We start from the raw sequence: 23,049 nt of genomic DNA, 5'->3' as shown, positions 1-23,049 counted from the left end.
GCGTTCGGGCGAGCCTCGAAAGCTCAGCCCGACGCGAGATATCTCTACATGCCGCCGCGCATGTGTCTTGTTTGATAAAAGTCAGCAGAAAATACCGGGCGACCTAAAGCGTATCCCTGATCCTGCCGTTAAACCGGTTCAGTCAACTCATCGCCGGCGCACGCCGGCATCGATCAGCATGCGCAACGTTACGGTACGGGCCAGCCTTCTTGCTTTGCTTGTGGTATTCGCGTCGATGATTCTGCTGGGCGGCGTGGTCGGCATCGGAGCGTTGAAGATCACCAACGGCAACGCACAGAATCTGCGCGACATGGCGCGTCAGACCATTCTCGTCAACGATGCGTACAAGGACACGGCGCGCACGCGTTCGGCGCTGATGCGCGCATACACGTCGCTCAAGGAACGCAACGACACGGCGACGCGCGATTCCGCGTTGCAGAGCGCGCAGCGCACGCTCGACCTGTCGGCGCGCGAAACGCAGGCGTTCGAGAAAGCGCCCGCATTCGACGGCATCGACGCGGCGCTCAAGCAGCAGGTTCTCGATTCGGCGGCAAAGCTCGCGACTGCGCTCAACCGCGCGTGCGACGCGCTGCGCAGCGGCGACACGGCCGCTTATGCAACGCTCAACGATAGCGACATCACGCTGTCGGGTCAGGTCTACTCGGCGAACGTCGAGAAATTCCAGAAGCTCGCGAACCAGCTTTCCGAAGATGCGCTGGCAGCCGGCAACGAGCGCTTTCAGTGGATCATCGGTACGGTGATGCTCGGCATCGCGATCGCCGTTGGTCTGATCGTGCTCGCCTATCTGGTGTTGCAACGCACGGTTACCACGCCGCTCGCGCAGGCCGCCGACGTGCTCGACCGCATCGCTTCGAACGATCTCACGGTGCGCGTGCCGGAAGCGAGCAAGAGCGAGATCGGCCAGCTGTTTGCCGCGATGCACCGCATGCAGTCGAGTCTCACGCGCACGGTGTCGGGCGTGCGGGAAAGCTGCGAAGCGATCAATACGGCCGCGAGGGAAATCGCGGCGGGCAATCTCGATCTGTCGAGCCGCACCGAAGAGCAGTCGGCATCGCTCGAAGAAACGGCGGCGAGCATGGAGCAACTGACTTCCACCGTGCGCCAGAACGCCGAGCATGCGCGCGAGGCGAACAAGCTCGCCACCGATGCCGCCGATCTCGCGCAGCAGGGCGGCGAGGTCGTCGAGCGCGCCGTGCAGACGATGGCCGAAATCAGCGCAAGCTCGAGCAAGATCGCGGACATCATCGGCATGATCGATAGCATTGCCTTTCAGACCAACATTCTCGCGTTGAATGCAGCCGTCGAATCCGCGCGTGCGGGCGAGCAGGGCCGCGGGTTCGCTGTCGTTGCCGGCGAAGTGCGCACGCTCGCGCAGCGCAGCGCGGGCGCGGCGCGTGAAATCAAGGCGCTGATCGGCGCGTCGATCGATCATGTCGAGAACGGCAACGGGCTCGTCACGAAGGCGGGCGCAACGATGACGGAGATCGTGCGCTCGGTGCGGAATGTGGCAGGCATCATGGGCGAAATCACCACGGCGACGGCCGAGCAGAGCGATGGCATCGAGCTGGTCGGCCATGCGGTGAGCCAGATGGATCAGGTCACGCAGCAGAATGCGGCGCTCGTCGAGCAGGCTGCGGCAGCCGCAAGCGCGCTGGAAAGCCAGGCTCAAACGATGCGCGAAGCCGTGTCGGCGTTCAAGCTTGCGAAGGCGTTCTAACGCATTTGGCACGTGCGTTTCACAGCGGGCATTGTTCTGGCAACAATCCGGAAGTTCTTTTCCACGCCAGAAAAGATGCCCGCTTTTCTCTCTCGCTCATTCGAAGCCGAGAACTTTTCCAAAGCAGTGCGTTGAATGCAGCTTTGCGTCGAGCCAATAGCATCAAGGTTCCGACAATATTGTCGATCTGTCATGTCTTCAATCCAGATCGCGTTTCCATGCGGATCGCGCCCGATGCACCTGCCCTGCATGGCATCGACACGCTGGCTAAGATCACACGAGACCAGCAGATCCTTCTCTTCGGGATGACGGCACCGCGTTCGCTGATTCGGTGTCGTCTGTGTAGTTCATAGCACTACTGTGTTTCAGTTGAATCGCAAGCCGTCGTCGCCAGAAATCAGACAATGCACTGCGTTCAACACAAGTTGTTCAATGCGATCACAAGTGTTGTGCCGCTGGTGGTATTTACGTCATGTATCCGCGTTCACATAATCGTCTCACCTGCTGCGAGCCGTGGTTCGCAGCAAAGCGGTGACGATATGCGCTTTGCCGAGTGGCAGACGTACGAACGCTTGAGACGGGCATTCATCACGACTTTATGCCCGGGATATCAATTCGCTGCGGCGCTCATCGCTCCACCTATTCGTGCTGTTTGCCAACAGGAGCTTCCATGCAAAACGATATCCTTCCTCTCGTGCCATCACGTCGTCGCTTTATCGGCGTGGCGGCGGCCGCCGTCGCTGCCGCGTCGCTGAGCCGGCTCGCTTTTGCAGAAACGACTCAGACCATCACTGAAGTCACGCCGGCGGCGGGCGGCGACAAGACTGCTATCCGCAAACTGCGCATTCACGTGCCGGAAGCACAGCTGACCGATTTGCGCAGACGTATCAAGGCAACGAGGTGGCCTGAACGCGAGACCGTTACGGATGCATCGCAAGGCGTGCAACTCGCGACGATGCAGAAGCTGGCGCAGTACTGGTCGACGAATTACGACTGGCGCAAGGTCGAAGCGAGGCTCAATGCACTGCCGCAATACGTCACGGAAATCGACGGACTCGACATTCACTTCATTCACGTACGCTCGAAGAACAAGGACGCGTTGCCGATGATCGTCACACACGGCTGGCCGGGTTCGATCATCGAGCAACTGAAGATCATCGGGCCGTTGACCAATCCGACGGCACACGGCGGGAATGCGTCGGATGCATTCGATATCGTGATTCCGTCGCTGCCTGGTTACGGTTTCTCAGGCAAGCCGACAACGACGGGCTGGGATCCTCAGCGCATTGCGCGCGCATGGGTCGTGCTGATGAAGCGCCTCGGCTACACACGCTATGTCGCGCAGGGCGGCGATTGGGGCAATGCCGTCACCGAGCAGATGGCGCTGCTTGCGCCGCCGGAACTGCTCGCCATTCACACGAACATGCCCGCGACCGTCCCCGACGACATTGCGAATGCGCTCAAGTACGGCAACCCCGCGCCCGCAGGACTGTCACCCGACGAGCAGCATGCGTTCGAGCAACTGGACTACTTCTACAAGCACGGTCTGGGTTACGCGCAAGAGATGGCGAACCGTCCGCAGACCTTGTATGGAATCGAAGATTCTCCGATCGGTCTTGCCGCATGGATGCTCGATCACGACGCCGCCAGTCAGGCGATGATCGCGCGCGTGTTCGACGGTCAACAAGAGGGGCTGTCGCGCGATGATGTACTCGACAACGTCACGCTGTACTGGGTGACGAATACGGGAATTTCGTCGGCGCGTTTGTATTGGGAAAACAAGCTGAATTTCTTTGCGCCGAAACATCTTGCCATTCCCGTCGCGGTCAGCGTGTTTCCCGATGAAATCTACGCTGCGCCAAAGAGCTGGACGGAGAAAGCGTATCCGAAGCTGATCCACTATAACCGCTTGCCCAAGGGCGGGCACTTCGCAGCATGGGAGCAGCCGCAAGCGTTCACCGACGAGGTTCGCACGAGCTTCCGTCCGGTGCGCTGAACGAAGACGATGAGGATGCCTTCATGGCTTCGCAGGCGATGAACCGAAGACACACGCGAAGATTCGTCACCCATTGCAAACCGGACCCGACCTGAGGAAAGGATCATGGGCGGACGAGACGCTGCCCGGTTTCATCCGCGAAGCAGCAGGTCGGCTTCGGTAATCTTCGGCTTCAGTGCGATCGTCCGTCGTAGTGCGTGACAGGCAACGCATCGATGTCGATATCTTCCAGACAGCGCACGTTGATGGCCGCCATCGCGCGGCCATCGGGCGCCGTGCCTTCACCGTGCGTATGTATGCCGCATACGGGACAGAAGCGGTGGCGGATGACATGCTTGTTGAACATGTAGGTACTGGCGTCGTGCTCGGGCGTTGCGAGGTGGAGATGCTCGATGGGTACGAACCACATCAGCGAGCCTTTGCGCCGACATATCGAACAGTTGCAGGCCATGACGCTGGCTGGTTCGCCTTCGACCTCGAAAGCGATGCGTCCGCAATGACAGCTTCCCTTGTGCGTCATGGCAATCTCCCTGTCGGTGAATGATGAACCTATGTCGCCGCGATGACAGCGACGTACGAACGTTCCATTTGCAGTGTGACATAAAGCCACCTTCAGACGTGCGTCGGCCTGCCGTAAACAAGCTGTAACCAACAAGGAAGGCACCACTGCAATGAAGCTGAGCCAATTCAAGGTGTCGACGCGCCTGCTCGTCGGATTCGGTCTGTTGACGGGTTTGCTGCTCGCGGTAGCGCTAATCAGTTTCTATGGTCTTTCCGCGCTGAACGGCAAGCTGGACGAAATCGCGCGCGTCAACGGAACGCAGGCGCGCCTTGCCAACGAGCTGCGTGCGTCGATACTGGATCGCGCGATCGCGATGCGCAACGTCGTGCTGTACACGACTGCGGCCGACAGGCGCATTGAAGCCGATCGGCTTGCAAAGCAAGGCGAGCTGTATGCGGACGCGTATCGGAAGCTCGACGGGATGTTCGCGGTAGAAGCGGGCACCGACGCGCGCGAGCGTGCGCTGATGGCGGCACTCAAGCAGGACGAAGCCGCCGCCATCGCGCCGATGAGCAAGGTGGTCGAACTCAGTCTCGCGAACGACACGATTGTTGCTACGCAGATGCTGCTCGAAAACGCGCGTCCGACGCAACGCGTATGGCTCGCGCGCGCCGTCGAACTGGCGGACTACGAAGACCAGGCGAATCAGCTCGCGCAGCAGGACGCCATCGACACATACTCGCGTATTCGCGTGCTGATCGCGGTGATCGTCGCGGCATCGATTGCGCTCGCGCTGATCACGGCCACGCTGATCACGCGCAGCATCTTGCGGCAACTGGGCGGCGAACCGGGCACGGCACAGGAAATCGCCGCGCAGATCGCGCAGGGCAATCTCGCCGTCAAGGTCGATCTTTCGAACAGCGATGCGGACAGCCTGATGGGATCGCTCGACAAGATGCGCGGGCGCCTCACGTCGATCGTCGCCGACATCAAGACGGCGGCGGAGTCGATTGCCATGGCGGCGCGCGAGATCGCCCAAGGCAACACGGATCTGTCGCAGCGCACGGAAGAGCAGGCGGCGTCGCTCGAGGAAACGGCTGCGAGCATGGAAGAAATCACGTCGACGGTCCGGCAGAACACCGAGAATGCGCGCCAGGGCAGCACGCTCGCGAGCAATGCATCGCAGACGGCGGCCACGGGCGGCGACGTCGTGCGCAAGGTCGTCGCGACGATGGACGACATCTCGTCGAGTTCGTCGCGCGTGTCGGAGATCATTTCGGTTATCGAAGGCATTGCGTTTCAGACGAACATCCTCGCGCTCAATGCCGCCGTCGAAGCGGCGCGCGCGGGCGAAGAGGGACGCGGTTTTGCCGTCGTGGCCGGCGAAGTCCGCACGCTTGCGCAACGCAGTGCCGCGGCCGCGAAGGAGATCAAGGAACTCATCGAAACCTCCGCTTCGCATGTGACGGCGGGCTCGACGCTCGTGCACGACGCGGGCGAGACGATGGATGAAGTCGTTCGCTCCGTGAAGCGCGTGACGGACATCATGAGCGAGATCGCCGCGGCGTCGACGGAACAGTCGACAGGTATCGAACAGGTCAACACGGCCGTTGCGCAGATGGATCAGGTGACGCAGCAGAATGCCGCGCTCGTGGAGCAGGCGACGGCGGCCGCGCAGGCGATGGCCGATCAGGCGGACAGCCTCAAGGCGGCCGTGGCGATGTTCCGGCTCGATGGCGGCGAGCAGGCTGCGTTTGCAACGAAGGCGCGCGCGATGCCGTTGCCGGTGAAAGCGGCGCCTGTGAAGAAGGCGGTCGTGCAGCGCGAGCCTCGCAACGACGTGTCGGCTGAAGTGGACTGGCAGACGTTCTAGGCAGTGTGCTTTTGAAGGCGTTATCGAGGACTCGACCTCACCGCCTATACTCCATGGCGACACAGTCGACGGTTCAGGAGCAGTCCCATGACCCCACAACAGCGCTATCTCGCCGAAGCCATCGAACTCGCGTATGCCAATGTCGAAAGCGGCGGCCGCCCGTTCGGCGCGGTGATCGTCAAGGATGATGCGGTCATCGCGACAGGCGTGAACGAAATCCAGCGCACGAACGATCCGACCTCGCATGCGGAATTGAACGCGATCCGCGCGGCGAGCCAGAAACTCGGCTCGCCGAACCTCGCGGGCTGCACTGTGTATGCAAGCGGTCATCCCTGTCCGATGTGTCTTGCAGCGATGCGAATGGCGGGCGTCGGTGAAGTCGTCTACGCATATTCGAATGAAGACGGCGCGCCTTATGGCCTGTCGACCGCGGCCGTCTATGCCGATCTGGCAAAGCCGTTCGCCGAGCAATCGATGAAGATCCGTCACGAGCCGGTTCGACTGGAATCGCGCGCGGATCTGTTTGCCAGCTGGAAAGCGCGGCAAGGCGCGTAGCGAATCGCGCGCCGGCGCTGAACATCATTGGCTTCATTGCGCCGGCGTCTGCGCGCTTTAGTGGCTCCGAATCAGCATGCCCAGCGGCGCCAGCGGGCCGACGGGGATCAGCTGGTACTTCGCAAAGCCGCCCGCTGCGAGCGGCAGGGCGTTCACGGCCGCCTGCGCGTCGTCGACGGATTCGACGTTCATCAGAAAGATGACGCCCGGCGCGTCCTGGCGGTACCAGAACTGTTCGATCTTGCCGTCGAGATACAGCTTGAGCGTGGCGGGCACTTCGTTCGGCATGATCTGCTGACGCTGCTCTGGCGTGAGCGGCTGCGTGATCGAAGCGATGGCGATGACTTTCATGAAACTCTCCTGGTGGGTGGCGCGCGATGTTGCGCGACGGAGCTCAATGTAGTCGTCGGACGGAGAAACCTGTATCGTCGTATATGACAACTTTAGGGTCATTTACGCCATGCGCATCGTCGTGCTCGCAATGGATGGACTGTTCGATACGGGGCTCGCCGTCACGCTCGATTCGCTCGGCGCCGCGAACAGGCTCGCTGCCCGCCTGCCGGGCGCCACACCGCGCTTCGACGTGACGGTCGTCGGGGTGCGTAAGAGAGTGCGCTCCGGGCACGGCTTCACGATTCCCGTGCAGCCGATCACGCCGGACCTGAAACCCGACTGGGTGATCGTTCCCGCGCTCAACGCGACGACGCCGGACTTGCTGATTCCCGCGCTCTCGCGCGCTGACGTAAAGCAGGCCACCGTGCAATTGCAGAAGTGGCGTGCCGAAGGCGCGTTGATTGCCGCATCGTGTATCGGCACGTTCCTGGTCGCCGAGGCGGGCCTGCTCGATCATCGGAAGGCGACGTCGACGTGGTCGCTTGCGCCGCTTTTCAGGCAGCGTTATCCGAACGTTTCGCTCGATGAATCGCGCATGCTGGTCGCCACCGACATCGGCGTGACGGCGGGCGCGGCGATGGGGCATCTCGATCTCGCGCTGTGGCTGATCCGCAAGGCGAGTCCGGAACTCGCGACGCTCGTCTCGCGTTACCTGCTCGCCGATATCCGTTCGCTGCAGGCGCCTTACATCATTCCCAATCATCTCGCGGCAGCGGACCCGCTGATCCAGCGTTTCGAGCGATGGGCGCGCGATCATCTGAAGGAAGGCTTCTCGCTGCAGGTAGCGGCTAACGCATTGGCGACCAGCGCACGCACGTTGCAGCGCCGTTGCCAGGAAGTGCTCGGCAAATCGCCGCTCGCGTACTTTCAGGACTTGCGTGTCGAGCGCGCGCAATCGCTGCTGCATGGCAGTGGGCTCGATCTCGAAGCGATTGCGACGGAAGTCGGATACGTCGACGGCGCGACGCTGCGAACGCTGTTGCGTCAGCGGTTGGGACGGGGCGTGAGGGAATTGCGCGCGGATCTGCGCTAGCAGAAAACGTTGGCGATGCGCGATAAAGGAGAGAGCAATGCAAGCTCTCTCCTTTACCGGATGATGCCTAGTCGTAAAGTACAGCAGAGATCTTTGGATCGCTCATGTTCGTCTTGTCGTACCAGTAAAAGCCGGTATCGACTTTTTTCGGCAGCTTCTCGCCCTTGAGCGCCTTCACAGCCGAATCGACCACGCATTTGCCTATGCCGACCGGGTTCTGCGTAATCGCGCCCGCCATCAGGCCGGAGGTGATGTCCTCTTTCTGTTCCTTGCCCGAGTCATAGCCAATCAGCACGAGCTTCTTGCCCGACTCCTTGACACCGATTGCCGCGCCTTCTGCCGAGCCTTCATTGGCGCCGAAAATGCCCTTGAGGTTCGGATTGGCCTGGATCATGGCCTTGGCGATTTCCGCCGACTTCAGGTGATCGCCGCCGCCGTACTGCACGGAAACGATCTTCACGTTCGGATGCTTCGACTTCATTTCGTTCAGGAAGCCGTCGCGCCGGTCGATACCCGTGCGGCTCGTCTGGTCGTGCACGATGACGCCGACTTCGCCTGAATTGCCGATCATCTCCGCCATCTTGTCGGCGGCGAGCGCGGCGGCTGCGAGGTTGTCCGTTGCGCATGTCGTCAGCGGAATATCGCTGTCGACGCCCGAGTCGAATGCGATAACGGGAATCTTGCCGGACTGGGCGCGCTTGAGCAGCGGAATGGCCGCCTTGCTGTCGAGCGCGGCGATGCCGAGCGCTTGCGGCTTCTTCGCGAGCGCGGCCGACAGCATGTCGATCTGCTTGTCGACCATCGCCTCCGTTTCAGGTCCTTCGAACGTGATGCGGACGTTGTGCTCCTTTGCGGATTGCTCCGCGCCCGATTTGACGGCTTGCCAGAACTGATGCTGGAAGCCTTTCGAAATGAGGGGGATGTAGGGTTCCTCCGCGTAAGTCAAACTGCTTGCGCCAGCGAGCGCCCCGACACCGATCGCAATACCGATTAGTCTTCTTTTCAACATGGTTTTCTCCTCCTAAGGTGGGCTATCGACCTCCAGCCGTTGAGAGAGCCTTGCGGTACTCTCCCGTCTTTGATGTTCTACTTCCGCGCAATGACGCCTAGCGCTTCCTGCGTCGCAAGATGTCGGCGTACACCGCGAGGATGATGATGAGACCTGTCACCACGATCTGCCATTCCTGCGCGACCGACATGATGCGCAATCCGTTGGTCAGCACGCTCATGATGAACGCACCGATGATGGTGCCAAGTATCGTGCCGGAGCCGCCGCTCAGCGACGTGCCGCCGATCACGACAGCCGCAATCGCTTCCAGTTCGTAGCCCTGGCCGAGCGCCGGTTGTGCCGAATTGAGGCGCGACGCGATCAGCAAACCGGCGACGCCGCAAATTGCGCCGCCGAGGCCGTAAATCGCGATCTTCCAGCGGTCGACATTCACACCCGACAACCGCACGGCTTCTTCATTGCTGCCGAGCGCGAACGTATAGCGCCCCAGCGCCGTGCGATTGAGCGTGATCGAACTCGCGATGGCGAGCACGAAGAGAATGAGCACCGCGTTCGGCACGGGCACGCTCGGCAGGAAGTACGCGATCAGCGAGTCCTGCGAGATCATGTAGAAGTTCTCGGTGTCGGTGAAGTAGATCGGTTTGTCGGCCGACACGACGAGCGACAGACCTTTGAGCAGCAGCATCATGCCCAACGTCGCAATGAAGGGCGGAATCTTCATCTTCGCCGTCAGCGTGCCCGAGATCGTGCCGCACAATGCACCCGTCGCGATTGCCGCGACTACGCCGATCCACATCGGCAGATGCCAGTACGTGAGAAAGACGCCGCAAATCACGGCGGTAAATGTCATTAACGTACCGACGGACAGATCGATGCCGCCCGTGATAATGACAAAAGTACTCGCGATGGCGAGCACGCCGTTCACAGCTGTGGCCTGCAAAATGCCGAGGATGTTGTCCATCTGCATGAATGCGGGCGATGCAAAACTAAAGAAGATCAGCAGCAGAATCAGGCTCGCGAAGGCGAGCAGCTTTTGCAACGCCGTCGGCGAGAAGAGCCGGGCTTTGAATCCCGACGACCGTCTTTCGTTTGACAGCGCCGCAGTATCCGATTGCAGTGTCATTGCTCTGACCTCTCGAGGCTCATGCCGCTTTCAGGTTGTCGCGCTGTGTCGCGAGGTGCATGATGCGCTCTTGCGTCGCTTCGCTGGCGGAGAGTTCGCCAGTGATACGGCCTTCGCACATCACCACGATCCGGTCGCTCATGCGCAGGATTTCCGGTAATTCCGACGAGATCATCACGATCGCCTTGCCTTGCGCAGCGAGCGCGCGCAGCAGCTTGTAGATTTCGCTTTTCGCGCCGACATCGATGCCGCGCGTCGGCTCGTCGAAGAACAGCACGTCGCAATCGCGCTCCAGCCACTTCGCGATGACGATCTTCTGCTGGTTGCCGCCCGACAGCAGCCGCACCGGTTGTGTCGGCGAAGGCGTGCGGATCGCGAGCAGATTGATGAAATGCGAAGCGCGCTTGCGTATCTGCATGCGGCGAAGAAAGATATTCAGCGACAGGAATTTGCCAAGGTCCGACATGACGATGTTCGATTCGACGTCCATGCCCGTCGCAAGACCGAAGCGTTTGCGGTCTTCGGACAGATAGCCGATGCTGTGCCGGACCGCGTCGCTGGGGCGTTTGATCTGCGCCCGCGTGCCTTTCACGAAGATCTCGCCGGATTCGATGGGATCGGCGCCGAATACCGCGCGCGCGACTTCCGTGCGGCCCGCGCCCATCAAACCCGCAAAGCCTAATATCTCGCCTTTGCGCAGCGTGAAGCTCACGTTCCTGACGAGAGGGCCGGCACTCAGGTTCTTTACTTCGAGCGCAACGTCGCCGGCAGTGGGCGTATTCTGATGAGGCTCGACGTCCGCGAGCTTTCGTCCCACCATCATGCCGATGATGACGGGCACGCTGGTTTCGGCCGTCCCGACAGTGGCCACGTATTCGCCGTCGCGCAACACGGTGACGCGGTCGGAAATCTGCTTGAGCTCATCCATCTTGTGCGAGATGTAGATGATGCCGACACCGCGTTGCTTCAGTTGCCGGATGATGCGGAAGAGTTCGGCGATTTCCGCGTCGTTGAGCGCGGAGGTCGGCTCGTCCATGATCAGCACGCGCGAGTCGAACGACAACGCCTTTGCAATCTCGACCATCTGCTGGCTCGCAACCGTGAGCGAACCGACGACGGTACGCGGATCGAGATTTACGTGCATTCGCGCGAGGATTTCGCGTGCCTGCGCGTTGAGCCGGTCTTCGTCGAGAAACAGGCCGAGACGACCGCGCGGCTCGCGGCCGATGAACATATTCTGCGCGACGGTCAGATGATTCATCAGTTGAAGTTCCTGATGAATGATGCCGATTCCGAGTGCTTGCGCCTCACCCGGGCTGGTGAAGTCGACGGGCTTGCCGTCGTAGAGAATCTCGCCGGAATCGCGCGTGTAGACGCCCGCGAGAATTTTCATCAGCGTCGACTTGCCCGCGCCGTTCTCGCCCATCAGCGCATGCACTTCACCCGCCATGAGTTCGAACTGCACTTCGTGCAGCGCCCTCACGCCGGGAAAGCTCTTGCTGAGCCGGTTGACGGAAATGAGCGGTGTCATGGCGTGGCAATGATGCGAGAAAAAGCCAGAGACATTGCGGAGGCCCTTAAGGTGCAAAGATATCCGGTCTTTCTTTTGCGGACCGGTGCAACTCGGCGACGACTTCGTCGAGATGATCGTGCATCGCTTTGGCAGCGGTGTCGGCATTTCCCGCGCGTATGGCCGCAAAGATGTGCTCGTGTTCGTCGAGCGTATGCACGAGCCGCTCGGGACTTGCCAGCAGTTGCCTTGCGCGATCCAGTGCATTGCGCGATACCGCGACGATTTCTTTCACACGCGGCAGATTCACCGCATCGAGCATGATTTCGTGAAAAGCCAGATCGAGTACATGAAACGCCAGACGGTTGCCGTCCGCGAATACATTGCGCTGTTCTTCCAGATTGGCGGCGAGCGCGTCGATCGTCGCGCTGTCGCGCATCAGTGCGACTGCGCGGACCGTTTCCACTTCGAGCGCACTGCGGATGAACAGGTGCTGACGAATGTCATGAAGCGCGATGGGCTTGACGCGCGTGCCGCGCTGCGGCAGAACTTCGACGAGGCCCGCATGTTCGAGCCTTGCCAATGCAGCGGAAACCGGAAAGCGCGAAACGCCCATGCGCTCGCACACGGCTAGCTTGTCGATCATCATTCCGGGTTCCAGCACCAATGTCACGATCGCTTCTTTCAGCGCCTGTTCCACCGCATCGGTCAGGCTAAGGCGTTCACCGCCTTTGACTTTTTGCAGTGCGACATATGGATTACTGGCGGCATTCGCTACATCTGACGAAGAGCTCACGGCACGCTTGATTTCCAGACGACATGCTAGCATGCTAGGAAGCGGATTGAGCGTTGTCAACGCGTGCTAACGCCTGGTACATCGGCCTGGTACATCGCATCAGGGTGTACCCGTATCGCGCGCTTCAAGCGGTTTCTCTTCGCAAGCAGGTCGATGTCGATAGCCATCCCTGGAGGGTGCTCAGATGACCACGATCACGAGGCTGTCCGTTCGCGACATTCGTTTCCCCACCTCTCGTTCTCTCGATGGCTCCGACGCAATGAATGCCGCGCCGGACTATTCCGCTACATACGTCACGCTGGAAACCGATTCCCCGCAAGAACTCGTGGGCCACGGTCTGACCTTTACGATCGGGCGCGGCAATGAAATCTGCGTGACAGCAGTGAATGCGCTGGCGCCGCTCATCGTCGGCAGGAAGCTCGAAGATATCGCTGCCGATATGAGCGCGTTCTGGCGTGCCTTTACATCCGACAGCCAGTTGCGCTGGATCGGTCCAGACAAGGGCGCCATTCATCTCGCGACCGCAGCCGTCGTAAATGCCGTCTGGGATCTGTGGGCGAAATCTGCCGGCAAGCCGGTGTGGAAACTGCTCGTGGATATGAGCCCGGAAGAACTCGTGCGCTGTCTCGACTTCCGCTATGTGACGGATGCGATCACGCCTTACGAAGCGATAGCGATGCTGCACCGTCATGCAAAGACCAAAGGCGAGCGCGAAAAGGAAATGCTTGCGCAGGGCTATCCCGCTTACACGACGTCGGCTGGCTGGCTCGGTTACGACGACGACAAGATCCGCCGGCTTGCGCGCGAAGGCGTCGCTCAGGGATGGACGCATTTCAAGCAGAAGGTAGGGGGCAATCTGGAAGAAGACGTGCGGCGTGCACGCATCTTGCGCGAGGAGATCGGCGAGAACCTCAAGCTGATGATGGACGCGAACCAGGTGTGGGACGTCGACGAAGCCGTGGCGAACATGCGTCGTCTGGCCGAATTCGATCCGTGGTGGATCGAAGAGCCCACCAGCCCCGACGATATCCTCGGTCACGCGGCCATACGCGAGCGACTGGGATCGATCGGCGTGGCGACGGGCGAGCATTGCCATAACCGCGTGATGTTCAAGCAGCTGTTGCAGGCAAAGGCGATCGATTTCTGTCAGGTGGACAGTTGCCGCCTCGGCGGATTGAACGAGGTGATCGTCGTGCTGCTGATGGCGGCCAAGTTCGGCGTGCCCGTGTGTCCGCATGCGGGCGGCGTCGGATTATGCGAGTACGTGCAACACATTTCGCTGTTCGACTATATCTGCGTGTCGGCGTCGCTGGAAAATCGCGTGCTCGAATATGTCGATCATCTGCACGAGCATTTCATCGATCCCGTCGTCATTCGCAACGGCCGTTATATGCCCCCGCAAAAACCGGGGTATAGCATCGAGATGAAAGCGGATTCGCTGGCGATGCACGTCTTTCCTGAAGGTGAAGCATGGCAGCCTTGACGCCATCCGCGTAACGGAATTCGAGTCATGACTAGAGCAGACATTAAAGCTTGTGTATTCGATGTATTCGGCACGCTGGTCGACTGGCGAGGCGGCGTCGCGCGCGAAGCGGCTGTTTTTCTGCAAAGACACGGACGCAGCGCGCAGGAAGCCGATGCGTTCGCGGATGCATGGCGCGCACGTTATCAACCGGCAATGGAGAGAGTCCGCAGCGGCGAGCGCCCGTTCATGAGGCTCGACGTGCTGCATCGCGAGAATCTGGAAGAAGTCTTGAGCGCGTTTGGCATCAATCGCGCGCAGGTGCCGGCTGGCGAACTCGACGATCTCAATCTCGCGTGGCACCGGCTGGATCCGTGGCCGGATACCGTCGAGGGACTTACGCGGCTCAAATCGCGTTTCATCATCGCACCGCATTCCAACGGCAACGTCAAACTGATGATCGATATGGCGAAGCATGGCGGTCTGCCGTGGGACGCGATACTCGGCGCAGAGGTCGCGCAAGCCTATAAGCCGGCGCCCGAAGCCTATCGGCGCGTAGTCGATGTGCTGATGCTGTCGCCCGCGGAGGTGTGCATGGTTGCGGCACATAACAGCGATCTCGCAGCGGCGCAGATGTGCGGTTTGAGAACGGCCTTTATCCCGCGTCCGCACGAACATGGCGCGGCGCAAACCACGGATTTGAAGGCGGAAGGGAATTGGGATTGGGTCGCGCGCGATCTCGTCGATCTCGCGAAACAGCTCGGGGTTTGAATGCGGCACGGCATGATGGCGTCGCCGCCATCATGCCTGCAAACATCTCGACGCTTATTTCAGACGCGTTTTGATTTCGTTCGCGAGCTGCTTCGTCGCGGCTTGCGTCGGCGCATCGGCGGCGAGTGCGTTGAGCAGACCGAAATCGTGGATCGTGCCGTTATAGCGCGTGGTCGTGACTTCGTCGCCCGCCGCATCGAGCTTGCGACCGTACGCCTCGCCTTCGTCACGCAGCACGTCGAATTGCGCAACCTGAATCAGCGCGGGCGGCAGACCCTTCAGTTCCTCTTCTGATGCGCGCAGCGGCGATGCGTAAATCTGGGCACGCTGCGAAGGATCTTTCGTGTAGGCATCCCAGAACCACTGCATCATCGCGCGAGTCAGGAAATGCTTGTCCTTGTACGCGAGATACGAGCCGTCGTTGAAATTCGCATCGGTGACAGGCCACATCAGGCCCTGGAAGCGAATCTGCGGACCCAGCTTGTCCTTCGCCATCAGGCTCACAACTGCCGCCATGTTGCCGCCCACGCTGTTGCCGACCACGGCGAGCCGGCTGCCGTCTACGCCGATCTCGTTGCCGTGCTCCGCCACCCACCTGGTTGCGGCATATGCCTGATTGATGGCGACGGGATAGCGCGCTTCGGGCGAGGGCGTGTAGTTGACGAACACGGCAACCGCGCCGGATTGCACGACGAGGTCGCGCACGAGGCGTTCGTGTGTCTGGAAGTCGCCGAGAATCCAGCCGCCGCCGTGGAAGAACATGAACACGGGGAGCGTGCCCGTCGCGCCTTGCGGACGCACGATAGTCACGGGGACGCTGATGCCGTCCTGCTCGATCGTACGGTTCGACACGTCGATACCCGAGAGATCGACTTTCACGCTGTTCTGCGCATCGACCAGCACCTGACGCGCCTTCGCGGGCGGCAGCGTATTGAGGGCTGGGCCCGTGCCGCTATTGAGCTGTTTCAGGAAAGCGGTTGTAACGCGGTCGGGTGCCGGCTGTGCAGTAGCGGGCGCGGCAGAAGCAATCACGGCGTTGGCAGCGAGTACGGCGGCTACGACGAGGGGCTTGAGGGCTTTCATTTCCGAGGCTCCAGTGTTCTTCAGTGTTCTATCGATCAGGCGAATTCGTTCAAACCAGCGTCAACGTGACGTCGATGTTGCCGCGTGTTGCGTTCGAGTAAGGACACACGATGTGCGCCTTGTCGATCAGCGCCTGAGCCGCATCGCGCGGCATGCCGGGCAGCGAAATCTTCAGTTCGACTTCGATGCCGAAACCATTCGGAATCGCGCCGATGCCGACGCTGCCGTCGATGGACACGTCTGCGGGAATCGGCGTCTTGTCACGCGCCGCGACGAATTTCATCGCACCGAGAAAACATGCGCTGTAGCCCGCCGCGAACAGTTGTTCCGGATTTGCGCCTTCGCCGCCTGCGCCACCCAGCTCACGCGGCGTGACGAGCTTGAAGTCGAGCTTGCCTTCGGGGACGACGGCACGGCCGTCGCGGCCTCCCGTGGCGTGAGCGTGAGCGCGGTACAGAACTTTTTCGATCGACATGATTTGACTCCTGACAAGTAATGATTGAATGAACCAGCAATATCGTTTTCCGTTTTGCTATCTACTACTAGATAGATGACGGCGCGAACCTTCATGCAACATCGACAACTTGATCCATCTGCCATTTATCTACTAGAAGATAGACAACATGACTAGGCAAAAGGCGGTTGACATCACCGCCTCGCGTAACGCTACTTCGAAACCTTCCATGAAGCCTCGACGTCTTCGAGGCGTGCCTTCGTCTTGAACAGCCGGCTGGCCAGCACGCTGCCCTGATAAGCGGCATACAACGCACGCGCCGCGTTTTCAGGCTTGCCGTTGACGTGCAATGTGCGTTCCTTGACGCCTTGCGCCAGCACCTTCGCGAGCCAGCTTTCGTTCGCCTTGAAGAACGCCTGCACGGCGGTGCGCACGTTATCGGGCAGTGCCTCGATATCGGCGGCGAGCATGCCGCACAGGCAGATCTGGTCGCCTTCGCCCAACGTCCTGCCGAACAGCTTCGTGTACTTGCCGAGCTTCTGATCCGCAGGAAGAGACGCGTCGATGGCGCTCAACGTTCCCAGGATTTCACTGCTGTACTGGTTGACGGCTTCGAGCACCAGGTCGTCTTTCGACGGGAAATAATAGTGGATGCTAGAGGTCTTTACGCCGACCAGTTCCGACAGGTCGCGATAGCTAAAGCCGTTGTAGCCGCGCAGCATCATCAGTGTGATGGCGTGCTCCAGAATCTGATCGCGGACGGTTGTCGTTTCCATGTGTCGAACTGTATCTACTACTAGATAGACAGTCAAGCACTTTCTCGCAGATTTTTTTGAGCGAAGTCCGAAGCGTACGCTGCGCACGCTCGAAGCTCGGCTCGGCGTGCGGCTGCTCGAACGCTCGACGCGATGCGCGACCCGCGCGAACGCCGCTATGCCCGGAAGCAGGTCGGGGAGATTCACGGAATTGTGAAGCGTGTCTTCAAGGTCCATCCGGTTTCGCCGCTTTTTTGGGGATGCGGGCCAACCTGCCATCCAGTTCAACTTCACAATCGGGAGCAACACATGAATCGGTCGGCAGGCAAGGTCGCCATCGTCACGGGATCGTCGAAGGGCATCGGCGCGGGTATCGCGGAGCGGCTCGCGGTGGACGGGGCGAAGGTCGTGGTGAACTACACGCGCGATGCGACGCATGCGGATGCCGTCGTCGCGCGTATCGCGGCGGCGGGCGGCGAAGCGATCACGGTTCGCGCGGATGTCGCGAAAGAGAGCGAGCCGAAGGTGCTCGTCGACGCTCGACAGTCTGGAAGGATTGCAGGCGCCTCAAACCGAGATCTACACGGATCGCGCAGCAGAATGGCTGGAGCCGTTCCCGGGCACGCAGCGTTTTACGCGGAGTGCCTGACGGCCTGAATGCCTGGCCCCGAACGGCCAGGCATTCGGGCATCAGCGATGAACGATAGGCGCTTCGAGCAGACAGCTGAACTCTTCCGCAAACTCGACGGACACGCGCGCGTGCACGGCGCCCTGCCTGTCGAAGAACCGTTGCGTGCCTTCAAGCGTAAATACGCCTTCGTGCCAGATGTTCGGATGGATGTAGAGACCGTGCTGTCCATCGAAGCGGAAGCACACGAACTTCTCCGGTGTAACGTCGTCGCCGGGAAGTGCCAGCGGCACGTAGAACGGGCGGCCGTCGAGCGGAAAGAATAGCTGTCCGCCGTCCGGATGGTAGTTCGCGTGCCACAGCAGCATGCGTTCGGGAACCCTGGTATTGTCTTCGCGCGCTTCGTGCGGCTCGGTCGCATAGGCGAGAACGTAGTGGCCGCCGACGGCCTCGTTCCGGCCGTACAGAATGTCGCCGCGCCATTCGCTGACGAACACGCCTTCCGTCGTGCCTGCCTCGTCGCCCGTGCCGGGATCGATGGGACGCGTTCCCTGCGCGGGCCACTGGACGATCTCGACCGTGCATTCGTTGGGATCGGCGACAAGCTTGCCGTAGCCGTCGAGCGTCGCCGGCGTTGCATCGACGACGGGCATCACAACGCGTTGCAGGTCGCGTGGCAGGGCGGGATTCAGGTAGTCGATCGGAGTGGACATCGTCGCCATCTTTCAGGAAGTCGTGGGGAATTCTCGCGCGATGATGCGCGAACGTTATGTCAGGCCGTTGTCGCGCGGCTTCGTTGCATGCTAGCAGTCGCTGTGCTGACACGCACGCCGCAACGACAGTCTACTTTCTCAATTCGCCTGGCCCTTTGCCCGTCCAGCGCTTCAACGCGCGGCGGAAGTTCGCGGCATCGCTGAACCCCAGCAGCATCGCAACATCTTCCGTGCTCATCTTCGTCGACTGAAGATATTCGATTGCCAGCGAGCAGCGCACGTCGTCGACGATCGCAACGAACGACGTTCCTTCGGTATCGAGATGCCTGCGCAATGTGCGGCTCGTCATGTTCAGCCGCGTCGCGACTTCATCCATTCCGGGAAATACGCCGGGCGTGCTCATCAGGATCTGATAGACCTCGCCGGATGTGCCCGCGGACGTCTTGGCCTGCCCGATCAGCCGGTCGCAGGTGTCCTGCAGCAGCGTTGCCGTGAGCTTGTGCGCCAGTTGCGGCTTCTGATTGAGGATCGCGCTGTCGTAGATGAGCTCGCATTGCGGCGCGTCGAACACGCAGGGGCAGCCCAGATACTGCTCGTAAATCGCGGCGTGCGCCGGTGCGGGATACGAAAAGCATGCCTCGATGGGCGGACAGCTATGACCCGCGACGTCCTGAAGATGCGTGACATGCTGCGTGAATTGCTGCTCGATGATGAACTCGCGCAATTCGCGCGATGGACTCGATACGAACGCATCCGGAAACGACCACACGGCGCGGTCGGGGTACTCGTGCCATTCGATCGTCAACGTCGGTGTGGCGAGCCGATGATATTTGACGCCGAGCCGGAAGTAATCGCGCAATGAAAGACACGACATCAACGCGTAGCCGTACATGCCGTACGCGGACAGGTGCAGCTTCGCGCCGACCTTGAACGGCGTTGCGGGATCGCTCGACAGCATTACCGCGTTGCGCGCGACGATCGCATATTGACGCACCGATGTCATCACCGACGCGTCGTAGATCTGATCGACGCCCACGCCGCTTCCCTTCAGGCTCTCTTCGGCCGCAATGCCTTGCTCCGCAAGCACTTCGACGAGCGCGGCGATTTTGTACGGCGCATACATGCGCTCGTTGATCAAGGGGTGGGTCGCTGCCACGAAAGCTCCAAAGATTGTCCCTGAAAGACATCCCCGTGTCCGGAAATGACCTTACGGGCGCCATCGTATCCCACTAAGATCGGTATCACAAGCGATGCGTCCGCCGAACGGACAGCGCCTTTTTATAAACCTCGGAGACAGCGTGAACGGCATCGTTCGTCATGCACGGACGGCGCGCCGGCACGCCGCGGAACAGGGATTCTCAATGAGCGACACAAGCCGCAAGGTCATCATTTCATGCGCGATCACGGGTGCTACTCACGTGCCGTCGATGTCCGAGCACCTGCCCATCACGCCCGCGCAAATCCGCGATCAGGCCATCGAAGCGGCGCAAGCAGGCGCCGCGATCATTCACCTGCATGCGCGCGATCCCATCGACGGACGCCCTACGCCGAGCCCCGAAATCTTCAAGGCATTCGTGCCCGCGATCGCGGAAGCGACGGACGCCGTCATCAACATCACGACGGGCGGCAGTACACGCATGACGCTCGCGGAACGCCTCGCGTATCCGCGGCTCGCGAAGCCGGAGATGTGCTCGTTGAACATGGGCTCGATGAATTTCTCGATTCATCCTGTCGCGGCGAAGATTTCGACTTGGCGTCACGACTGGGAGAAGGATTACGTCGAAGGAATGGAGGACATGATCTTCCGCAATACCTTCAGGGACATCCGCAACATTCTTCTCGAGCTTGGTGAAAACGGCACGCGCTTCGAGTTCGAATGCTATGACGTGGGCCATCTGTACAACCTCGCGCATTTCGTCGATCAGGGCCTCGTCAAACCGCCTTTCTTCATCCAATCGGTATTCGGCATTCTGGGTGGCCTGGGCACGGACCCCGAGAACATGGTGGTCATGCGTTCGACGGCAGACCGGCTCTTTGGCCGCGAGAACTATTACTTCTCGGTGCTCGGCGCAGGGCGGCATCAGATGCCGCTCGTGACCATGAGCGCGATTCTCGGCGGCAATGTGCGCGTGGGCCTCGAGGACAGCGTGTATCTGTCGAAAGGCGTGAAGGCGCAGACCAACGCGCAGCAGGTGGCCAAGATACGGCGCATTCTCGAAGAGCTGTCGTTCGAGATCGCCACGCCCGCCGACGCGCGAAAGATGCTGGGACTCAAGGGCGCCGACAAGGTCACGCTATAGCCGCGTGAGCGGCAAGAGAAACGACTCAAACCATATTGGAGACGACGTCATGGACACCACTGCCATCGACTATCGAATGGGACAGCTGCATCGCATCGCCACGCACAAGGCGATGCTCAGGCTGATCCCATTGATGTGCGCGATCTACTTCATGTCTTTTCTCGACCGTACCAACGTGGCGCTCGCGAAAGTTCAGCTTGCCGCCGATGTCGGCATCAGCGCCGCCGCATACGGATTCGGCTCGGGCATCTTCTTTCTCGGCTATGCATTGCTCGAAGTGCCGAGCAATCTCGCGGCGCACCGGGTCGGTCCGCGACGCTGGATCGCGCGTATCGCGGTGACGTGGGGCATTCTCTCGACGGCGATGATGTTCGTGCAGGGTCCGTCGTCGTTCTACGCATTGCGCGTGCTGCTGGGCATCGCGGAAGCCGGGCTGTTTCCCGCGCTGATGTACATGGTGACGCTCTGGTTCGCGCCGCATGACCGGCCCGTCGTGGTCGGCTGGATCTACATCGCGCCGGCGCTCGCACTGATGCTCGGTAATCCGCTGGGCGGCGCGCTGATGCAGATGGACGGCTTTGGCGGATTGCACGGCTGGCAATGGATGTTCATGCTGGAAGGCATTCCGAGTGTGATCGTCGGCATCGTGCTGTTCTTCGCGATGCCGGAGCGGCCGCGCGACGCGCGCTGGCTGTCGGCGGAAGAACGCGAAGTACTGGAAAAGCAGGCTGTAATCGATATGCACGGACGGGCCGGGTATTCGTCGGCGAACTGGCTTGCCGCGCTCAGGCGGCCCACTACGGTGCTGATTGGCCTGATCTATTTTCTGAATCAGGTGGCGTTCGTCGGGCTGTACTTTTTTGCGCCTTCTATTGTTCATCAGATGCATGTCGATGCGCCGCTGCTCGTCGGATTGCTCGCTGCCAGCGTCGGACTCGGCTTTCTGCTCGGCGTGCTCGTTCTGCCGCGTATCCATCGGCGCATCGACAACGACTGCGTGTTTCTCGGCGTGCTGACGGCAGGGCTGGTCGTGGGCGCATGCGCGTATCTTGCCGTGACGAGCCCCGCGGCGCGCATCGGCCTTCTCACAGTGACGGCGTTCTTCGGCGGCGGCGTGCTGCCTTCCTACTGGGCCATCGCGATGAAGCGCCTGCAAGGCATTCAGGCCGCCGCCGGTCTCGCGTTCATCAATACGATCGGGTTGATTGGCGGCTTCGTGGGGCCGTATCTGTTCGGGATGGCGGAGACGTCGACGGGCCGCAGCGATGCAGGCTTCACGGTGATCGTCGTGGCCGCCGTGCTCGGCCTCGCGCTGGTGCCGCTGCTGGCAAGGGCGATTCGCGGCGAGGCGCATGCCGAGGCGACGGCCGGACTGACGCCGTGATCCGTTTGCAAACATGAAAGAGACAACAGCATGAACATCATCGATCTTTTGAAACCGGCAGCCGGGCTGCGCGTATTCGTGTCGGCGGGTGCGGCGGGCATTGGCGCGGCAATCGCCGAAGCCTTCGTGCAGGCGCAGGCCAGGGTCTATATCTGCGACGTGAACGCGGCGGCTGTCGACAGCGTGCGATCGCGCTTGCCCGATCTGCATGCCGGTATCGCCGACGTATCGGACCGGGCGCAGGTCGATGCCGTGATCGACGACGCACGGCAGAAACTCGGTGGCCTCGATGTGCTCGTCAATAACGCGGGCATCGCGGGACCGACGGGCGCGGTTGAGGATCTCGATCCTGCGCAGTGGGAAAGCACGGTTGCCACCAATTTGAACAGCCAGTTCTATTTCTTGCGCAAGGCCGTGCCCGTGCTCAAGGAGACGTCGGAGTGCGCGAGCATCATTTCGATGTCGTCGGTTGCGGGGCGTCTCGGCTATCCGTTTCGAACGCCGTATGCGTCGACAAAATGGGCGATCGTCGGGATGGTGAAATCGCTGGCCGCCGAACTCGGGCCGAGCAATATCCGCGTGAATGCGATTCTGCCGGGTGTCGTCGAAGGCGAGCGGATGAATCGCGTGATTGCCGCTCGCGCTGACGCACTCGGTATTTCGTTCGATGCGATGCGCGACGAGTACCTCAAGAAGATCTCGTTGCGCCGCATGGTCACCGTCGACGACATCGCCGCGATGACGCTGTTCCTCGCGTCGCCTGCGGGCAGCAATATTACGGGGCAGGCGATCAGCGTCGATGGGAACGTCGAGTACTTGTAGCAGCAACGAACGCATTGCACCGCCATACGACCGTATCGGGCATCCTTCCGCGACCCGGACGGCAACGGCTGGCTGTTGCAGGAAGTGAAGGCGCGATTGTCGGCCGACATCGCCGCCGACGATCCCCGCTTCACGAAACAGATTGTCGC

The 23,049-nt window shown here is 60.9% G+C and carries 22 protein-coding genes; 11 read left to right on the top strand and 11 right to left on the bottom strand.

Annotation, left to right across the window (positions count from 1 at the left end):
- The first annotated feature begins 178 nt into the window (after positions 1 to 178).
- Both FRZ40_RS39015 and FRZ40_RS39010 read left to right on the top strand, forming a co-directional pair.
- Complete coding sequence (locus FRZ40_RS39015) at positions 179 to 1,738, top strand: methyl-accepting chemotaxis protein (protein WP_147237815.1); 1,560 nt, start codon at positions 179 to 181, stop codon at positions 1,736 to 1,738.
- A 670-nt stretch (positions 1,739 to 2,408) separates the two neighbouring features.
- On the top strand, positions 2,409 to 3,734 hold the full coding sequence (locus tag FRZ40_RS39010) for an epoxide hydrolase family protein (protein ID WP_147237813.1): 1,326 nt from the start codon (positions 2,409 to 2,411) through the stop codon (positions 3,732 to 3,734).
- 172 nt (positions 3,735 to 3,906) lie between these two features.
- Here the strand turns inward: FRZ40_RS39010 and FRZ40_RS39005 are convergent, their stop codons facing one another.
- The gene (locus FRZ40_RS39005; protein WP_147238540.1) at positions 3,907 to 4,254 is read right to left on the bottom strand and encodes a GFA family protein; all 348 of its coding nucleotides are present in this window, start codon (positions 4,252 to 4,254) and stop codon (positions 3,907 to 3,909) included.
- A 151-nt stretch (positions 4,255 to 4,405) separates the two neighbouring features.
- On the opposite strand from FRZ40_RS39005, the gene FRZ40_RS39000 reads away from it, so the two are divergent.
- Both FRZ40_RS39000 and FRZ40_RS38995 read left to right on the top strand, forming a co-directional pair.
- Positions 4,406 to 6,109: a methyl-accepting chemotaxis protein gene (locus tag FRZ40_RS39000; RefSeq protein ID WP_147237811.1), complete on the top strand. Its 1,704-nt coding sequence runs from the start codon at positions 4,406 to 4,408 to the stop codon at positions 6,107 to 6,109.
- A gap of 87 nt (positions 6,110 to 6,196) precedes the next feature.
- Entirely contained in the window at positions 6,197 to 6,664 is a 468-nt protein-coding gene (locus FRZ40_RS38995; RefSeq protein WP_147237809.1) for a nucleoside deaminase, read from the top strand.
- A gap of 57 nt (positions 6,665 to 6,721) precedes the next feature.
- On the opposite strand, the gene FRZ40_RS38990 is transcribed toward FRZ40_RS38995, so the two are convergent.
- The gene (locus tag FRZ40_RS38990) at positions 6,722 to 7,015 is read right to left on the bottom strand and encodes a hypothetical protein (protein WP_147237808.1); all 294 of its coding nucleotides are present in this window, start codon (positions 7,013 to 7,015) and stop codon (positions 6,722 to 6,724) included.
- A gap of 109 nt (positions 7,016 to 7,124) precedes the next feature.
- Here FRZ40_RS38990 and FRZ40_RS38985 point away from each other — a divergent pair, with 109 nt between their 5' ends.
- Positions 7,125 to 8,090: a GlxA family transcriptional regulator gene (locus tag FRZ40_RS38985; RefSeq protein ID WP_147237805.1), complete on the top strand. Its 966-nt coding sequence runs from the start codon at positions 7,125 to 7,127 to the stop codon at positions 8,088 to 8,090.
- Positions 8,091 to 8,157: 67 nt separating this feature from the next.
- Here the strand turns inward: FRZ40_RS38985 and FRZ40_RS38980 are convergent, their stop codons facing one another.
- From FRZ40_RS38980 to FRZ40_RS38965, 4 genes are all read right to left on the bottom strand, one after another.
- Positions 8,158 to 9,099, bottom strand: coding sequence for an ABC transporter substrate-binding protein (locus FRZ40_RS38980; RefSeq protein ID WP_028370167.1), 942 nt, complete (start codon positions 9,097 to 9,099; stop codon positions 8,158 to 8,160).
- A 97-nt stretch (positions 9,100 to 9,196) separates the two neighbouring features.
- A complete protein-coding gene (locus FRZ40_RS38975; protein WP_028370168.1) occupies positions 9,197 to 10,222 on the bottom strand; it encodes an ABC transporter permease in 1,026 nt (341 codons plus the stop codon).
- Between the two features lie 19 nt (positions 10,223 to 10,241).
- A complete protein-coding gene (locus FRZ40_RS38970) occupies positions 10,242 to 11,753 on the bottom strand; it encodes a sugar ABC transporter ATP-binding protein (RefSeq protein ID WP_028370169.1) in 1,512 nt (503 codons plus the stop codon).
- A 46-nt stretch (positions 11,754 to 11,799) separates the two neighbouring features.
- Entirely contained in the window at positions 11,800 to 12,561 is a 762-nt protein-coding gene (locus tag FRZ40_RS38965) for a GntR family transcriptional regulator (protein ID WP_028370170.1), read from the bottom strand.
- 151 nt (positions 12,562 to 12,712) lie between these two features.
- Between FRZ40_RS38965 and FRZ40_RS38960 the strand changes: the two genes are divergently transcribed.
- Both FRZ40_RS38960 and FRZ40_RS38955 read left to right on the top strand, forming a co-directional pair.
- Positions 12,713 to 14,011 (top strand): L-fuconate dehydratase, encoded by a 1,299-nt coding sequence (locus tag FRZ40_RS38960; protein WP_147237803.1) that lies wholly within the window; start codon positions 12,713 to 12,715, stop codon positions 14,009 to 14,011.
- A gap of 27 nt (positions 14,012 to 14,038) precedes the next feature.
- A complete protein-coding gene (locus FRZ40_RS38955) occupies positions 14,039 to 14,761 on the top strand; it encodes a haloacid dehalogenase type II (RefSeq protein ID WP_028370172.1) in 723 nt (240 codons plus the stop codon).
- 54 nt (positions 14,762 to 14,815) lie between these two features.
- On the opposite strand, the gene FRZ40_RS38950 is transcribed toward FRZ40_RS38955, so the two are convergent.
- From FRZ40_RS38950 to FRZ40_RS38940, 3 genes are all read right to left on the bottom strand, one after another.
- Positions 14,816 to 15,844, bottom strand: coding sequence for an alpha/beta hydrolase (locus tag FRZ40_RS38950; protein ID WP_147237802.1), 1,029 nt, complete (start codon positions 15,842 to 15,844; stop codon positions 14,816 to 14,818).
- 49 nt (positions 15,845 to 15,893) lie between these two features.
- Positions 15,894 to 16,319: an organic hydroperoxide resistance protein gene (locus FRZ40_RS38945; RefSeq protein WP_028370174.1), complete on the bottom strand. Its 426-nt coding sequence runs from the start codon at positions 16,317 to 16,319 to the stop codon at positions 15,894 to 15,896.
- A 191-nt stretch (positions 16,320 to 16,510) separates the two neighbouring features.
- Positions 16,511 to 17,074 (bottom strand): TetR/AcrR family transcriptional regulator, encoded by a 564-nt coding sequence (locus tag FRZ40_RS38940; protein WP_028370175.1) that lies wholly within the window; start codon positions 17,072 to 17,074, stop codon positions 16,511 to 16,513.
- 288 nt (positions 17,075 to 17,362) lie between these two features.
- Between FRZ40_RS38940 and FRZ40_RS45900 the strand changes: the two genes are divergently transcribed.
- Positions 17,363 to 17,710: an SDR family NAD(P)-dependent oxidoreductase gene (locus FRZ40_RS45900; RefSeq protein ID WP_147237800.1), complete on the top strand. Its 348-nt coding sequence runs from the start codon at positions 17,363 to 17,365 to the stop codon at positions 17,708 to 17,710.
- Positions 17,711 to 17,743: 33 nt separating this feature from the next.
- Here FRZ40_RS45900 and FRZ40_RS38930 read toward each other — a convergent pair whose 3' ends face one another.
- Together FRZ40_RS38930 and FRZ40_RS38925 are read right to left on the bottom strand one after the other, a co-directional pair.
- Positions 17,744 to 18,394 (bottom strand): ureidoglycolate lyase, encoded by a 651-nt coding sequence (locus FRZ40_RS38930; RefSeq protein WP_147237799.1) that lies wholly within the window; start codon positions 18,392 to 18,394, stop codon positions 17,744 to 17,746.
- Between the two features lie 130 nt (positions 18,395 to 18,524).
- Entirely contained in the window at positions 18,525 to 19,550 is a 1,026-nt protein-coding gene (locus FRZ40_RS38925; RefSeq protein WP_028370178.1) for an AraC family transcriptional regulator, read from the bottom strand.
- Positions 19,551 to 19,755: 205 nt separating this feature from the next.
- On the opposite strand from FRZ40_RS38925, the gene kce reads away from it, so the two are divergent.
- The 3 genes from kce to FRZ40_RS38910 are packed head-to-tail and all read left to right on the top strand — an operon-like array spanning position 19,756 to position 22,900.
- Positions 19,756 to 20,694 (top strand): 3,5-dioxohexanoate:acetyl-CoA acetone transferase, encoded by a 939-nt coding sequence (kce, locus tag FRZ40_RS38920; protein ID WP_028370179.1) that lies wholly within the window; start codon positions 19,756 to 19,758, stop codon positions 20,692 to 20,694.
- A 49-nt stretch (positions 20,695 to 20,743) separates the two neighbouring features.
- Positions 20,744 to 22,078: an MFS transporter gene (locus tag FRZ40_RS38915; protein WP_147237797.1), complete on the top strand. Its 1,335-nt coding sequence runs from the start codon at positions 20,744 to 20,746 to the stop codon at positions 22,076 to 22,078.
- A gap of 30 nt (positions 22,079 to 22,108) precedes the next feature.
- Entirely contained in the window at positions 22,109 to 22,900 is a 792-nt protein-coding gene (locus FRZ40_RS38910) for an SDR family oxidoreductase (RefSeq protein WP_147237795.1), read from the top strand.
- Positions 22,901 to 23,049: the final 149 nt, after the last annotated feature.

The sequence above is a fragment of the Paraburkholderia azotifigens genome (genome assembly GCF_007995085.1).
Classification (GTDB): domain Bacteria; phylum Pseudomonadota; class Gammaproteobacteria; order Burkholderiales; family Burkholderiaceae; genus Paraburkholderia; species Paraburkholderia azotifigens.
This window is presented reverse-complemented; position numbering and strand designations above follow the sequence as displayed.